At 56.6% G+C, this 15,004-nt stretch carries 11 protein-coding genes; 10 read left to right on the forward strand and 1 reads right to left on the reverse strand.

The annotated features are described in order from the left end of the window. Positions 1-892: 892 nt before the first annotated feature. The 3 genes from B0G76_RS24085 to B0G76_RS24095 all read left to right on the forward strand — a co-directional run bounded on the left by B0G76_RS24085 (position 893) and on the right by B0G76_RS24095 (position 4,469). Entirely contained in the window at positions 893-1,309 is a 417-nt protein-coding gene (locus B0G76_RS24085) for a type II toxin-antitoxin system VapC family toxin (RefSeq protein ID WP_120294753.1), read from the forward strand. Positions 1,310-1,435: 126 nt separating this feature from the next. Then, on the forward strand, positions 1,436-3,220 hold the full coding sequence (locus B0G76_RS24090) for an IlvD/Edd family dehydratase (protein ID WP_120294754.1): 1,785 nt from the start codon (positions 1,436-1,438) through the stop codon (positions 3,218-3,220). Positions 3,221-3,290: 70 nt separating this feature from the next. Further along, positions 3,291-4,469 (forward strand): fumarylacetoacetate hydrolase family protein, encoded by a 1,179-nt coding sequence (locus B0G76_RS24095; protein ID WP_120294755.1) that lies wholly within the window; start codon positions 3,291-3,293, stop codon positions 4,467-4,469. Positions 4,470-4,804: 335 nt separating this feature from the next. Here B0G76_RS24095 and B0G76_RS24100 read toward each other — a convergent pair whose 3' ends face one another. Then, positions 4,805-5,923 (reverse strand): LacI family DNA-binding transcriptional regulator, encoded by a 1,119-nt coding sequence (locus B0G76_RS24100; RefSeq protein ID WP_120294756.1) that lies wholly within the window; start codon positions 5,921-5,923, stop codon positions 4,805-4,807. A gap of 327 nt (positions 5,924-6,250) precedes the next feature. Here B0G76_RS24100 and B0G76_RS24105 point away from each other — a divergent pair, with 327 nt between their 5' ends. The 7 genes from B0G76_RS24105 (at position 6,251) to B0G76_RS24135 (ending at position 14,979) form a co-directional block, all read left to right on the forward strand. Further along, entirely contained in the window at positions 6,251-7,555 is a 1,305-nt protein-coding gene (locus B0G76_RS24105; RefSeq protein ID WP_120294757.1) for an extracellular solute-binding protein, read from the forward strand. A gap of 43 nt (positions 7,556-7,598) precedes the next feature. Beyond that, positions 7,599-8,516 carry a carbohydrate ABC transporter permease gene (locus B0G76_RS24110; protein ID WP_120294758.1) on the forward strand — a complete coding sequence of 306 codons (918 nt, stop codon included), beginning with the start codon at positions 7,599-7,601 and terminating at the stop codon, positions 8,514-8,516. Between the two features lies 1 nt (position 8,517). Then, positions 8,518-9,363 carry a carbohydrate ABC transporter permease gene (locus tag B0G76_RS24115; RefSeq protein WP_120294759.1) on the forward strand — a complete coding sequence of 282 codons (846 nt, stop codon included), beginning with the start codon at positions 8,518-8,520 and terminating at the stop codon, positions 9,361-9,363. A 128-nt stretch (positions 9,364-9,491) separates the two neighbouring features. Next, positions 9,492-10,661: an ABC transporter ATP-binding protein gene (locus B0G76_RS24120; protein ID WP_120294760.1), complete on the forward strand. Its 1,170-nt coding sequence runs from the start codon at positions 9,492-9,494 to the stop codon at positions 10,659-10,661. Between the two features lie 59 nt (positions 10,662-10,720). Further along, on the forward strand, positions 10,721-11,488 hold the full coding sequence (locus B0G76_RS24125; RefSeq protein WP_120294761.1) for an SDR family NAD(P)-dependent oxidoreductase: 768 nt from the start codon (positions 10,721-10,723) through the stop codon (positions 11,486-11,488). Continuing rightward, positions 11,485-12,369, forward strand: a complete 885-nt coding sequence (locus B0G76_RS24130; RefSeq protein WP_120294762.1) for an SMP-30/gluconolactonase/LRE family protein — start codon at positions 11,485-11,487, stop codon at positions 12,367-12,369. Before B0G76_RS24125 ends, B0G76_RS24130 begins: the two co-directional genes overlap by 4 nt. Before the next feature lie 195 nt (positions 12,370-12,564). Then, complete coding sequence (locus B0G76_RS24135) at positions 12,565-14,979, forward strand: glycoside hydrolase family 3 N-terminal domain-containing protein (RefSeq protein ID WP_120294763.1); 2,415 nt, start codon at positions 12,565-12,567, stop codon at positions 14,977-14,979. Positions 14,980-15,004 lie beyond the last annotated feature (25 nt).

The raw sequence follows: 15,004 nt of genomic DNA on the forward strand, positions 1-15,004 counted from the left end.
TGGTTCGCTGAACACGCTGTTCGCATCGCCAGGCACTGGTCCGGTGTAGTGAACCGCACTGCGTGTCTGCCGGCCCGAAAGGCGTCCGTCCATTTCCGTCTCCGACTGACAGACGCTGCGCGCGAACGGCGCGCCACGCCATCGTTTGCATCGGGGAGCAACATCTCAGTGCGGCGGACCTTTTCTCTATAACGAGGCTGTATACGGACGTGACAGTTCAACGTCGAACGATGGTCTGACCCACGGCGCTTACGGTAACAACAACTTTCACTCCGCCACCGAGGCAGTGTCGAACGGCAACCCGATCTATGGTCACAGTCAGGCGGGTCTGTTCACCGGCATCATGACGCTGTTTTGATTGATGAGCGGACGGGCAGCCAAGCGTTGATTGGCTCTTGTTCGCAGATCTTTCCGTCGTTTATCGGCGGAGCACGCAGGTGTGAACGTCCTCCACCACGACATATCGGTGCTTTTCGGACGCTTGGCCGCTGGCGTTACGGTCTCTCAACCCGGCGCAGCGGCGTCTTGTTGAAGCGCTTTTTGGCCGAAAGGCGCTCTTACTCGGGAATACCCGCACTTCCACTTACTTGAACGAGGCCTCTCTGCGTGCTAACGTGCCGTTACGGACGTTATCGATAACGTTACTTTAACTCTGCAAGCACAAAAGCCTTGGCATAAGTGGAAGGCAGTTGGGCGAATCCGGAGGGAGGTGACATCTCGATGGAAAAAGTATCAAGAGCCTTGTGGTGACGGATCGAGGGCACCACACGATCGAGATGCGACCACATCCTCCGCGAGGTACAAACCCGCTGGAGTCATTGCGCGCCTCGATAGTTCACTATGATTTGAACGGCATTGGTGAGCAGGTCGCTGACTCGGAAGGAGTTCACCAATGATCACGTTGGATACCTACGGCGCAATCTACTGGCCAGGTGATTGCACTGAGCTAAGCGATGCGACTCGCATGGAAATCGCGGACACGCTTGACGGAGGTGAGGTGCCCATCTCGTCCATTAGCGTCCTCGAGGTCGCGCAGTTTGCCGAAATCGGACGGCTCGCGCTTTCGATCGAAGACGTATGGATGGTTCCTGTGGTCACGGCAATCGTTATGCTCGCAGCGTCGATGCCCCCTGTTTTGCGGGTTGCCCAGCGGCTCAGTGCAGCCCACGGCACGTTGGGTGTTCCACTTGCCACGCTGGACCTGCGGGTTCGCAAACTCACGCAGGTCGAAACGTGGGACATAGAGCGATTGCTATGGAGATTGCAATTGACGTGTGTCGCAGGATCGAGTCGGCTGAGTGGCGCATGAAAAGCACGGATATCTCGACACTGTTGCCAATCGCACCGGCTGTTCGACTCGGGCGATGGGCCGTTGGCCGAATCGAACGGTCACAGGTAACACGCCGTTTAAATATATACCAACGGAGTACAGCACATGTTCCCATCGACCGCACGTCGCCTTCGCAGCCAGGAATGGTTCGACGATCCTTCGCACGCGGATATGACTGCGCTCTATGTCGAGCGCTTCATGAACTACGGCCTCACGCGCGAAGAGCTGCAGTCCGGCAGGCCGGTCATCGGCATTGCGCAGACGGGTAGCGATCTCGCGCCCTGTAACCGCCATCATATCGAGCTGGCTGCGCGCACGAAGGCGGGCATCCGCGACGCGGGCGGCATTCCAATGGAGTTCCCCTTGCATCCCCTCGCCGAGCAGAGCCGCCGTCCGACGGCCGCGCTCGATCGCAACCTCGCGTATCTTGGCCTTGTCGAAATCCTGCATGGCTTTCCGCTCGATGGCGTGGTGCTCACCACGGGCTGCGACAAGACCACGCCCGCATGCCTGATGGCGGCCGCCACCATCGACATGCCGGCCATTGTGCTATCGGGTGGCCCGATGCTCGACGGCTGGTACCAGGGCAAGCGCGTCGGTTCAGGTACGGTCATCTGGCACGCGCGCAATCTGCTCGCAACGGGGGAAATCGACTACGAAGGTTTCATGGAACTGACGGCGGCGTCGTCGCCCTCCATCGGCCATTGCAATACGATGGGTACGGCGCTATCGATGAATAGCCTCGCGGAAGCACTCGGCATGTCGTTGCCCGGATGCGCGAGCATTCCCGCTGCTTATCGCGAGCGCGGCCAGATGGCGTATGCGACAGGTAAGCGCATCGTCGAAATGGTGCGTGAAGATCTGAAGCCGTCGCGCATCATGACGAAAGAGGCCTTCGAGAACGCAATCGTGGTCGCATCCGCGCTCGGCGCATCGAGCAACTGTCCACCGCATCTGATCGCGATTGCGCGGCACATGGGTGTGGAGCTGAGTCTCGAGGACTGGCAGTGCGTCGGTGAGCAGGTGCCGTTGCTCGTCAACTGCATGCCTGCAGGCGAATATCTCGGCGAGAGTTTTCATCGCGCGGGCGGCGTACCTGCTGTGCTGCGCGAACTGGCGCAGGCGGGACTTGTTCACGAATCGTGCATCACGGTTTCGGGCCGCACGGTAGGCGACGTTGTTGCGACTGCACCCGTTGCGGATTGCGACGTCATTCGCACGATGGCCGAACCGCTCAAGCATGGCGCGGGTTTTATCGTGTTGTCGGGCAACTTCTTCGACAGTGCGATCATGAAGATGTCAGTGGTGGATGACGCGTTCCGACAAACGTATCTGAGCGAGCCGGGTAAGGAGAATACGTTCGAGACGCGCGCGGTCGTGTTCGATGGTCCCGAGGACTATCACGCGCGCATCAACGACCCGGTGCTTGAAATCGACGATCGCTGCATGCTCGTCATTCGCGGTGCGGGAACGGTCGGTTATCCGGGCAGTGCGGAAGTGGTCAACATGGCGCCGCCTTCGGAACTCGTGCGCAAGGGAATCACGTCACTGCCGTGCATGGGCGATGGACGCCAGAGCGGCACGTCAGCGAGTCCGTCTATCCTCAACATGTCGCCGGAGGCGGCCGTCGGCGGCGGCCTGGCGCTGTTGCGCACGAACGACCGCATTCGTGTCGATCTCAACGCACGCAGCGTGAAACTGCTCGTCGACGAGGAAGAACTCGAGCGCCGTCGCGACAGCATGAAGTTCGAGATTCCAGGTGCGCAGACGCCGTGGCAAGAACTGTATCGCCAGACTGTCGGCCAGCTTTCGACGGGTGGCTGCCTCGAACCCGCGACGTTGTATCTGAAGGTGATTGCCGAGCGCGGCAATCCTCGACACTCACACTGAAAGCAGAGATGAGCCCGTTCTGTGTGCAAAAACCGGCTCGATTGGATCAACAATTACGGGAATATCTTCCATGGGCGCATCATCTCAACCGGGCTTTCTGCCTCAAGACGTCGAACGAGCGCTCCTTGTGGGTCGCGTGTGGCGTAGGACTGGAGACCGCGAAGGGCCGTGCGTGGTAATTGTGCGTGCTGGCGAAGTCTTCGACATTACAGCCAGTGCACCGACTACAGCTGACCTTTTCGAGCGTGAGAACATCGTTCACTTTGTAAGCACCGTGGACGGAGAATCGCTTGGGCCCGTTGATTCGCTGCTAGCTTTAAACCAGCCGGGACCAGAGGTTCCAATAGTGCAGTTGCTCGCACCTTGCGATCTTCAGCCTATCAAGGCATGCGGTGTGACGTTCGCGGTGAGCCTTGTCGAGCGCGTTATTGAAGAGCAGGCTGGCGGTGACCCGGCGAAAGCAAAGGAAGTGCGTGAGTCCATTGCCTTCACGATTGGCAGTGATCTGTCGAAAATCAAGCCGGGCTCGGAAGCAGCGATGAAACTCAAAGCCGAACTCGGGCGGCGCGGCGCGTGGTCACAGTACATGGAAGTCGGTATCGGGCCGGATGCTGAGGTTTTCTCAAAGTCACAACCAATGTCAGCTGTGGGGTTTGGCGCAGATGTGGGGCTACTTCCGTCGTCGAGCTGGAACAATCCGGAACCGGAAATCGTGCTCGCAGTGAACAGTCGTGGAGAAGTGGTCGGCGCGACGCTCGGCAATGATGTGAATTTGCGCGATATTGAAGGACGTTCGGCGCTTCTGCTCGGAAAATGTAAAGATAACAACGGTTCGTGCGCAATCGGTCCTTTCGTACGTCTGCTTGATAACTCGTTCGGTATCGATGCGGTCCGTGCCGCCAGCGTCTCGCTGCGCGTCGAAGGACCGGATGACGGTTTTCTGCTCGAAGGTGTGAGTCACATGCGGGAAATCAGCCGTGATCCACTCGATCTTGTCGCCCAGACCTGGGGGCGCCATCACCAATATCCGGATGGGTTCATGCTTTTTCTTGGCACCATGTTCTCGCCAATCATGGATCGTGATACCGCGGGCGGTGGTTTCACCCATCACCTAGGCGACCGAGTGACAATTTCGACCCCGCAACTGGGGGCATTGATTAACACAGTACAACTGAGCACGGACATCGCACCGTGGAAGTTTGGCGTGCGCGCCCTCTACCAGAACCTTCGGGCGCGTGGTGTGTTTTAGATGATGCCTTGCACACTACTTCATCGGAAAACAACACTCGACGTTATTGAGCCGGTGGTCGATGGAAATGAGCTTCGGGAAGACGAGCGCTACTTCGCGATTGCGCGTGAAGTGGACTGTGGCGAACGATACCGAGTCCAGTTTTTCCGCAGATGTCTCCACGACCTCGTTCAAATAAGCGGCGCACTTCCGTCGTCACCGTCTTCGCGGGAAAAGTGACTCAAGCTACTGCCGATGAGAGCCTTGTATGGCTTCTTTGTGGGTGTTGAGAGTGATCAATTAAGCCGGATGCGGCAGCCGGCTACCACGCTTGTGTGCGTTCGCAATGGGGATATTCATTCAACTTCTGTTCGGTGCTGCGGCGGAACAATAGAGGGCTGACTACGCTTTGGTCGGACCTCGCGCGGTATCTTTCCTCGACGGGTTGCACCCTTACTTCGCGAATCAGGCACCCGCCCTGTTGAGTCGCGAACCACGAGTTCGGCAGGAAGGGTAATTCGGGCGGCGGCCGCTTCAGCGCCATCGATGCTGGCAAGAAGCGTATTGACGGCTGCTCGCGCCATTTGCTGGAATGGCTGCCGGATCGTCGTAAGGGCTGGGTGAACCTGTGCCGCCATGGGAATGTCATCGAATCCGATGACGGAGATATCGTCAGGTACACGCAGACCTGACTCGCGCACGGCTGCGATAACGCCAAACGCGCTAAGGTCATTCGCGGCGAAGATCGCGGTTGGTGGGTCCGCCAGTTTGAGCAGGCCCGACGCCGCTTCAAAGGCTTTCATCTGGGAGAGGTCACCCGTGGTAACAAGGGCAGAGTCACGGGGTATTCCGAGTTGGTCGATTGCGTCGTCGTAGGCTCTGCGACGGTCCCTTACGCCTTCTATGGTTTCGTCGCCCGATATGAAAGCAATACGTCGATGCCCCAACTCGGCGAGGTGCTCGACGGCGAGGCGAGCACCTCCGTAGTTGTCGACGGAAACTGATGGGAAGGTTGTCAACGAACCACGTTGATCGATAAGTACGACAGGGACGTGAGCTGCCGCCAATGCGTCGAAATATATGGATTCTCTCGGGAGAATGGCGACGACGCCATCCGCGAATTGCTGAAGAAGGTTAATCAGGCTTCGATGGGTATCCCTGTCCTCATCAAAGATTGTGTAGACCAGCGTTTCGTAGCGAACCGCACGGGCGGCCCGGCCGACGCCAAGTATCAGTTCGCTCGCAAACTGATTGTCTAGCATTGGCGTGATGATCCCGATAATACCGTTGCGTCCGCCTGAAAGCTTCTGCGCGCTGCGATTCACAACATAGCCGATGTCGACGGCAATCCTCAATACCTCGTCGCGCGTCTGACGCGAAACGCCCGGGCGGTCATTGAGCGCACGGGATGCCGTCATCTGCGATATCCCCGCGATCTTTGCGACATCCGCGAGGGTGGGATTTTGCTTGTTCATAGCCGAATGAGATCCGGAAAACGCGCTCTTGCCTTGATGCGTGCCCCGTTGCGCAAAGGACATGCTCGCAACGGTAGCAAGACGTTATCGCTAGCACAAGTTTGTACCTTGAACATTCTACCAGTAGCTGTTCGGTCGGCCGGCGAAATGAAACGGAGGGCGTTGCGGCTTATGGCTGCCAGGGCGGGACGGCGTCCCTCCGGCGACCAACCCGTCCCGGAATCATGGGTAAACCCCCATGGCGTCCCGGTCTTCGTCCGACTAGCATGAATTAACGTTAGCGATAACGTTAATAAGACTAAGCAAACCTCAAATGAGGAGACGAAAATGAAGTGGTTTTCCCGCCGCAAACACGCGGCAGTCCACGGCACCGCGGCATTGCTATGTTCTGTAACAGCGGCATGGGCTGCGACCGGAAATGCTCAAACCTCGAAGACGATTACCTCGTGGGACCATCAGACCGATGGGAATGGGCCCAAGATCGTGCGGGAGGCTGCTGACCGCTTCGAAAAGCAGAATCCAGGCTACAAGGTCGAAGATTCACATGTGCTCAACGATGCGTACAAGGCCAAACTGAAGGTGGCATTCGGCGCCGGACAACCGCCTTGCCTGTTCGACACGTGGGGTGGTGGACCGTTGCGCGAATACGTAAAGGCAGGGCAGGTTGTCGACCTTACTCCGTATCTCCAGAAGGATCCCGTGTACCGCGACCGGTTCCTGCCGACGTCTTGGCGCGCCGTTACATACGACAACAAGATCTACGGAATTCCGACTGAGAATGTTTCGGCGGCCGTTGTCTTCTACAACAGGGACCTGTTCAAGCAGTACAACCTTACGCCGCCTGCGACGTGGGGTGATCTGATGAGTGTGGTCAAAACGCTCCAGTCTCACGGCGTCGCGCCATTCTCGCTCGCTAACAAGAACAAGTGGACGGGGTCGATGTACTACATGTATCTCGTCGATCGCCTCGGTGGACCGGATGTATTCCGCAAAGCAGCCGATCGCCAGCCGGGAGGCAGCTTCGCCGATCCCGTTTTCGTGGCGGCGGGCAAATACATCCAGCAACTGGTCAAGGCTGGCGCATTCGCGCAGGGTTATAACGGGCTCGACTATGACATTGGCGCATCGCGGCGCCTGCTTTACTCGGGTCGTGCAGCAATGGAGTTGATGGGGGGCTGGGAGGCATCGACCATTCAGAAGGAAAACCCTGCCTTCTACAAAAAGCTCGATTTTTTCCCGTTCCCTAGCATTCCTGGCGGCAAAGGGGATCCGCGCGATGTGGTCGGCACAGTTGGCGACAGTTTCACCAGTATTTCGGTGCAGTGCACAGAGCGCGACGCCGCTTTCAAGCTGATCAAGACGATCACCGACGACGGGTCGATGCAGGCTCGGGTTGCAGATGCACGTATCCCTCCTGTCAAGAATATTCCGGTGACGGACCCGTTCCTCAAGAGGTTGCAGGAGTTGGTTGCGCAGGCACCGAACGTACAACTGTGGTACGACCAGGAGCTTCCGCCCAGGCTTGGGGAGTTGCACAAAGATACTTCGCAGGCGTTGTTCGGACTGTCGCTGAGCCCGGAAGAGGCCGCGCAGCAGATGGAAGCAGCCGCCAAGGCCAATGCCGGCCAGTAAACGAAAATGATTGCCCGATGATACGGCGGGCCAGGAGACAGTTGTGAACATTGCAATCCCGCTTGCGCCGGTAAGGGCTCAACGACTGCAGTCAAGATGGCTTGTCATCGCGGTTCTTCTTGCGCCGTCGGTCGTCTTGCTGTCTGTTTTTCTGATTTACCCGTTATTGTCGAGTTTTCAGTTATCGACGCTCGACTGGAGTGGTTTGGGAAACAACGCGCGCTTCGTCGCACTCCAGAATTGGGTGCGTCTTGTCCACGACGACATTTTCTGGAAGGCGCTGGGTAACAATCTGCTTCTTGGAATTTTTTCGATCCTCGTACAGTTGCCTATTGCACTTGCCCTTGCCGTCCTGCTCGACAAGGCGGGGCGCGGCTCCCGGACGCTGAAGATCCTGTATTTCCTGCCACTTCTGATGTCGAGTGTGGCGATCGGAGTGCTGTTCAAGAACGTCTATGACCCGAACTTTGGTCCGTTGAATGCAGCGCTACACGCATTCGGTCTGGACGTGCTGGCGAAGGATTGGCTTGGTGATACGCACTATGCCCTTGCTTCAACGATTGCGGTCATCTGCTGGCAAAATATTCCGTTCTACATGATTCTTTTCCTGGCAGGGCTGTCGTCCTTTCCCGCTGAGCACGGAGAAGCGGCTTGTCTCGATGGTGCATCGGAGTGGACGATTTTCTGGCGGATCAAGCTTCCCCATCTTCAAGGGACGGTCCGGACAGGTGCGCTGCTGGCAATTATCGGTTCACTGCGCTATTTCGACCTGATTTACGTCATGACGGGTGGTGGACCGGAGAGTTCGTCCGAATTGATGGCGACATACATGTATCGCACCGTGTTCAGCTCTTTCCAGCTTGGCTACGGTAGTGCTATTGCTTCCGCAATGTTCATCATTGTCGCAGTGGTTGCCGCTGCAGCGATGCGCCTAACCAACCGGTTCGCAACGGAGGTCTGACATGACTCGGTCTGCAACCCGAGGCGTTGGCAAGCAGTTTCGTCCCGGTATTTTTTTGCTGGGGCTTGTCTGGCTTGCGGTGACGACCTTGCCTTTTCTCTTCGTTCTGGCGACCAGTTTCAAGACACAGGAAGAAACCTATTCGGGATCTGTATGGGCTTTGCCGTCTCACCTGGACTTTGTGAACTACCTCGCAGTTCTTCAAGGTTCGTTCTTCACATACCTTGGAAACAGCGTCTTCGTTGTCGGGGTCTCGGTCACGCTCATCGTACTGTTTAGCGCAATGGCGGCTTATGTATTCGCGCGATTGCCTTTTCGCCTGAACAAGCTGCTTTTCGGACTTGTGGTGGCCGGCATGATTGTCCCATTGCATGCAACGCTGGTTCCCATCTACCTGCTGATCCGCAACATTGGACTCTATGACACAAAGTTTGCGCTTATTGGTCCGTACGTGGCATTGGGTCTGCCTATGTCTATTTTCATCCTCACCGAGTTCATGCGCCAGATTCCGCGCGAGTTGGAGGAGGCGGCGCAACTCGATGGTTGTGGACCTTTCAAGATTTTCTGGCGGATCTACTTTCCTCTGTCGACGCCGGGTCTTGCGACTGTCGCGATCTATAACGGTATTGCGCTCTGGAACGAATTTATCTTTGCCTATGTTTTGACTTCAACGCCGGAGCATAGAACTTTGCCTTTGGCGCTGTGGGACTTTCAGGGACAGTATTCGTCGAATATTCCAGCGATGCTTTCGGTCGTGACGCTCACCTCGCTGCCTTTGATTCTCGTGTACGCCTTTGGCCAGGAACGGATCATAAGGGGAATGATGGCGGGATCATTGAAAGGATAGAGGCGACAGCGGCATTTCAGGTAGGCAGAGCATAACCCGTCCTCGGGCAACGTTTTGCTGATCATCCGGTCAACGTGTTTTTGTGACGAGTGGCATATCGACTGCCATCTTCGGCGAGCGAGTGAGTCATGGCAAGCATTACCCTTTCGGCAGTTCAGAAAGCCTACGAAGGCAATCCCCCGGTGATTCGTGACGTGAATCTCGAGATTGGCGCAAACGAGTTTTGCGTATTTCTCGGACCATCGGGGTGTGGAAAGTCAACCTTGTTGCGCATGGTCGCAGGGCTGGAGGAGATCACTGCGGGTGAGCTGTGCATCGACGGGAAGATGATGAACCACGTACATCCGTCCCAGCGTCGCGTAGCGATGGTTTTCCAGAATTACGCGCTCTATCCGCACATGAATGTGTATGAAAACATGGCATTCGGATTGCGCCAGGCGAAACTTGATAAGGCAACGATCGACCGGAAAGTTCGCCAGGCAGCGCAGGCTTTGCAGTTGGAGAAATACCTTGACCGGCGACCCGCTGCATTGTCCGGTGGCCAGCGCCAACGGGTCGCAATTGGACGGGCGATTGTACGGGAACCCGGCGTTTTCCTTTTTGACGAGCCGTTGTCAAACCTCGATGCATCGCTTCGGGTTCAAACTCGCACTGAAATTGCCCGACTGCATAGGGAATTCAACAGCGCAAGCGCAATTTACGTGACACACGATCAGATCGAGGCAATGGCGCTCGCGGACAAGGTTGTTCTGTTGCACGCCGGTTCTGACATGGAGCGACATGGAAGTGTTGCGCAAATCGGAGCTCCGCTCGACCTGTATCACCGACCAAAAAGCCGGTTCGTAGCAGGGTTTATCGGATCGCCGAAGATGAATTTTCTTCCCGGCACCGTTTTGGCGATTACGAACGTTGGTGTTGCCGTCCGTCTGATCACGGGTGATGTTGTTCATGCGGCAGTCGACGGTAGCAAAGCACGTCTGGGCATGAATGTGACGATGGGCGTCCGCCCCGAACATCTTCATCTTGATACTCAGGCGGGCAAGCAGCAATCAGTCCACGGAACAGTTCGCCTCGTTGAGCGATTGGGCGAGCATAGCTACGTTCACGTCGCGATCGGCGAGAAGGGCGCGGACTCGATGATTATCGCGAAACTCGCCGGGGAGGGTGGCGTTTCTGTTGATGAACGGATTCCGCTCCATGCTTCTCCGGACGTGTGCCATGTTTTCGACGACCAGGATATGGCGCTGAACCGCCTTGAGACCACAGGCGCCTCGACTGGTGCTGTTCGCCTGGCCTAAGGTCAGACAGGGTTTGCCAATACGATCTGTGTCCCGTGACTGTATCAACTGGAATTTTTATGTCGTACGCAATTTATCCAAGCCTGAAAGACAAGACCGTGGTCATTACTGGAGGCGGTACAGGTATTGGCGCCGCCATGGTCGAGGCGTTCGCTGGTCAGGGCGCGCAAGTGTACTTTCTCGACGTCGCCGAGGCGGATTCGCTTGCTCTCCAGAATTCCCTTTGCAACGCGTATCATCCACCGCACTTCCAGCGATGTGACCTTCGGAACGTGGACGCAATCACCGAGGTGTTTTCAGCCATAACGGATAAGGCCGGCCCGATTGAGATACTTGTCAATAACGCAGCCAACGATGATAGGCATGATCTCGATACAGTTTCGCCAGACTATTGGGACGACCGGATCGCTGTCAACTTGCGGCACCATTTCTTCTGCGCGCAGAAAGCTGCGCAAAGCATGCGAACGAATGGGCACGGTGTCATTCTGAATCTCGGATCTATCTCATGGCATCTTGCGTTGCCGGATCTCGCCATTTATATGACCGCAAAAGCAGGGATTGAAGGGTTGACGCGTGGCCTTGCGCGTGACTTGGGGTCCTGTGGCATCAGGGTTAACTGTATCGTACCCGGTGCGGTTCGAACTGCCCGGCAGATGAAATTGTGGCAGACCGAAGAGAGTGAAACGAGGCTGATCGAGGGCCAGTGTCTGCCTGAGCGCATCGAGCCAGAACATGTGGCGCGGATGGCGCTGTTCCTGGCGTCGGACGATGGCGCGCGTTGCTCGGGGCGGGAGTATTTCGTGGATGCCGGATGGTACGGCGCATGAACACTCAATCTCCAATTTGCGTGTGGCAGGTTGAAGCGGACCTTGGCGAAGGTCCGGTTTGGCAGTTCAACGAACGAGCCGTTTATTTCGTCGACATCATGGGCCGCCATCTGCATCGATTATCTGTGGAAACAGGTGAAAGGAAAAGTTGGCAGACTCCATCGGAGCCGGGATTCGTCCTACCGTTATCCGATAATGCATTTATATGCGGCTTGCGGGATGGTCTGTATCGGTTTGATGGCGAGGATGGCACGTTTTCAAAGCTGACAAGTGTTGAGGCGGATCTACCGGGTAATCGCCTCAATGATGGCTTTGTCGATTTCGATGGCCATCTGTGGTTTGGGTCTATGGATGATTCGGAGAAGAGACCGACAGGCGCGCTCTATCGACTCGACGACTGCGGCGATGTGACGATTCGTGACGCCGGGTACGTCATTACGAACGGTCCGGCGACGAGCCCGGATAACCGGACGCTATATCACACGGACACGCTCGGAAAATTGCTGTATGCATTCAACGTCAACGAGCTTGGAGAGCTATCGCAGAGGCGCGTCTTTGCGGCCATTTCCGGCACTGGATATCCTGACGGGATGGCGGTTGATGCCGAAGGCTTCGTCTGGGTTGCGCTTTTTGGGGGCGGACGGATCGAGCGCTATGCGCCGGATGGAAAGCTTGTAGAACGGGTCTGCTTCCCTTGCTCGAACATCACGAAACTCGCGTTCGGCGGAGACGATCTCCGCACCGCCTACGTTACGACTGCGCGCAAGGGGCTGTCGCCTGAGGAGATATGGCAACAGCCGCTTGCAGGTGGCCTGTTTTCCTTTCACACCGAGGTACCTGGGCAGGCACAGGTGAGGTGCACCCGAGGTCTGAAACGATAAAACGAAGATTATTGATCAATCGGTCCGGTTAAAAGGGTCGTTTTCGTTGGAACATGAAAAACACAAGCATTTAGGATAATTGATTAAATTAATGTCGCGAAATGACTATCGCTTGGGGTTCAAACGTTGAACCGGAAAATTCCAGACTTACCAGTCTGCTTGTCTGCAAAAATATCTGATTAAAGGACGCACTTTATGGCTACGAATAACGCTGCCGAGACACCCCTTTATCGCAACCGGGATGCCGCAATTCAAGATCGTGTCACTGATTTGCTCGGACGGATGACGTTAGACGAGAAGATTGCACAGTTGCACGCCGCTTGGCTCAAACTGTCTTCGGACGGAAATCACCAATGGCGAGTCGCAGACTTTGCACAGCGCACGACCAATATCTCCGTCGACGCGCTGTTGAAGCACGGCTTGGGGCAAATTACCCGACCGCTTGGGACTCACACGGTTGATCCTAAGGAAGGTGTTCGCGCACTTAATGAGCTGCAACGTCAAATGATGGAGGAAACCCGGCTGGGGATTCCCGTGATGTCTCATGAAGAGTGTCTTGTTGGCTTGATGATCAAGGATGCAACACTCTTTCCCGCTCCGCTGAACTATGCCGCGACGTGGAATCCCGAACTCGTAGAGCAGGTAGGCGAGGTAATTGGTCAGCAGGCGCGCTCGATCGGCTGTCATCAAGGGCTTGCTCCTGTTCTTGATGTGTCTCGCGACCCTCGGTGGGGTCGCACGGAAGAGACCTTAGGCGAAGATCCTTATCTCGTAGGCGTGATGGGATATCGATATGTCAAGGGCATTCAGGGCGAGCAACGTGATTTACTCGCAACACTCAAGCATTTCGCAGGGCATTCCGCGAGCGAAGGCGGACGGAACCACGCGCCCGTCCATGTCGGGCCCCGCGAATTCAATGACATTTTCCTTTTGCCGTTCGAGATGGCAGTGAAACTCGCAAATGCAGGTTCGGTTATGCCTGCTTATCACGATATCGATGGCGTCCCCTGTCATGCAGACCAAACCCTGTTGACGGGAATTTTGCGCGAGAAGTGGGGATTCGACGGTCTGGTTGTTGCGGACTATGCGGGTGTCAACCTACTTTACACGCATCATGGAGTGGCTCGGGACGCAGCCTCGGCTGCCGCAATGTCATTTAAGGCAGGACTTGATATCGAGTTGCCGGGCCACGAGTGCGCCTTGCATTTGAGGGAGGCGATAGAGCGAGGGCAGATTACCGAAGAGGTCATCGATCCGATTGTCTCCCGGGTGCTGGCGACCAAGTTCAGCCTTGGCCTTTTTGAGCGTCCCTATGCCGACCCCGAAAAGGTTGAACTTCGAGGCGAACCGGCGAACCAAGTGGCTTATCAGGTCGCGGTGGAGTCGGCCGTCCTCCTGTGCAACGACGGAACCTTACCGTTGGACATCGAGAAAACCGGGAAGCTGGCCGTCATCGGCCCCACGGCGGACGACCCGCTTGCGTTGCTGGCGGGCTACAGTTTCCCGGTCCACCTGATCAATGCGGGGGAGCAGACCGGCGCTCACATAGCGACTCCGCTCCAGGCGCTGCGAGCCCGGTTCGGTGACGCACGTGTCGCCTACGCAAAAGGCTGCGATGTCATCACGGAACGGAGCCAAGGTGCGCCGGTGTACCCCGGCGATGTGGACATGGACGCCGCGATTAAGGAAGACCGGACGTCGCTGGTTAGTACGGACAAAGGACAGATTGTTGACGCGGTCAGTGCGGCAAGGGACGCAGACGTTGCGGTTGTTTTTGTGGGTGATCTCGCTGGCCTGTTCCAGTCCGGCACGGTGGGTGAGGGATCCGATACCGACAGTCTCGATCTGCCGGGCGTGCAGCAGGCCCTCCTTGAAGCGGTCGTCGCAACTGGCACGCCGACGGTGGTTGTGCTGACGGGCGGTCGACCTTATAACCTTGGCGGTCTCGAAGACAGAATTGCGGCGGAGGTAATGGCGTTCGCACCGGGCGAAAGAGGTGCCGACGCGTTGGCTAATCTTCTGACAGGGACGGCGGGTTTTTCCGGACGCTTGCCGCTGTCGGTCCCAAAAAGTGCGGGCGCTGTTCCGTACTTCTACAACCATAAGCTAAAGAGCGCCGGGACGCCGGTTGCATTTCACTTTGGCTCGCGCTATCCATTTGGATTTGGATTGAGCTATACACGGTTCGAATACCGCGACCTCGAATTCAAGCAAGATGAAGTATCAATCGATGACGGAACACTCGAGTTACAGTTCGTAATTGAAAATGTCGGCGCTCGGACAGGCACCGAAGTCGTTCAGGTCTATGTCCGTGACCGTCTCGCTTCGACCGTTCGCCCAGTTCGGGAGCTGAAGGGATTTGCGCGGGCAACTTTGGATTCCGGCGAGGTGGGCAAAGTAACAGTTGCTATTCCTGTCGATATGTTGAATTTCACTGATGCCCATGGGGACCGCATTGTTGAACCGGGCGACTTTGATGTCATGATAGGTAGTTCAAGTCGCGATATGCATCTGGGCGCAACAGTAACCGTCGTTGGAGACGGTCCAGTGGTCCTGCCTTCCCAGTGGCGCATGCTAAGTGAGACGAAATTCGCAGTTCTGTCGCGGTAAAGCGATTTTGATGAACAGTAGCTAT

The organism is Paraburkholderia sp. BL23I1N1 (genome assembly GCF_003610295.1).
Taxonomy (GTDB): Bacteria; Pseudomonadota; Gammaproteobacteria; order Burkholderiales; family Burkholderiaceae; genus Paraburkholderia.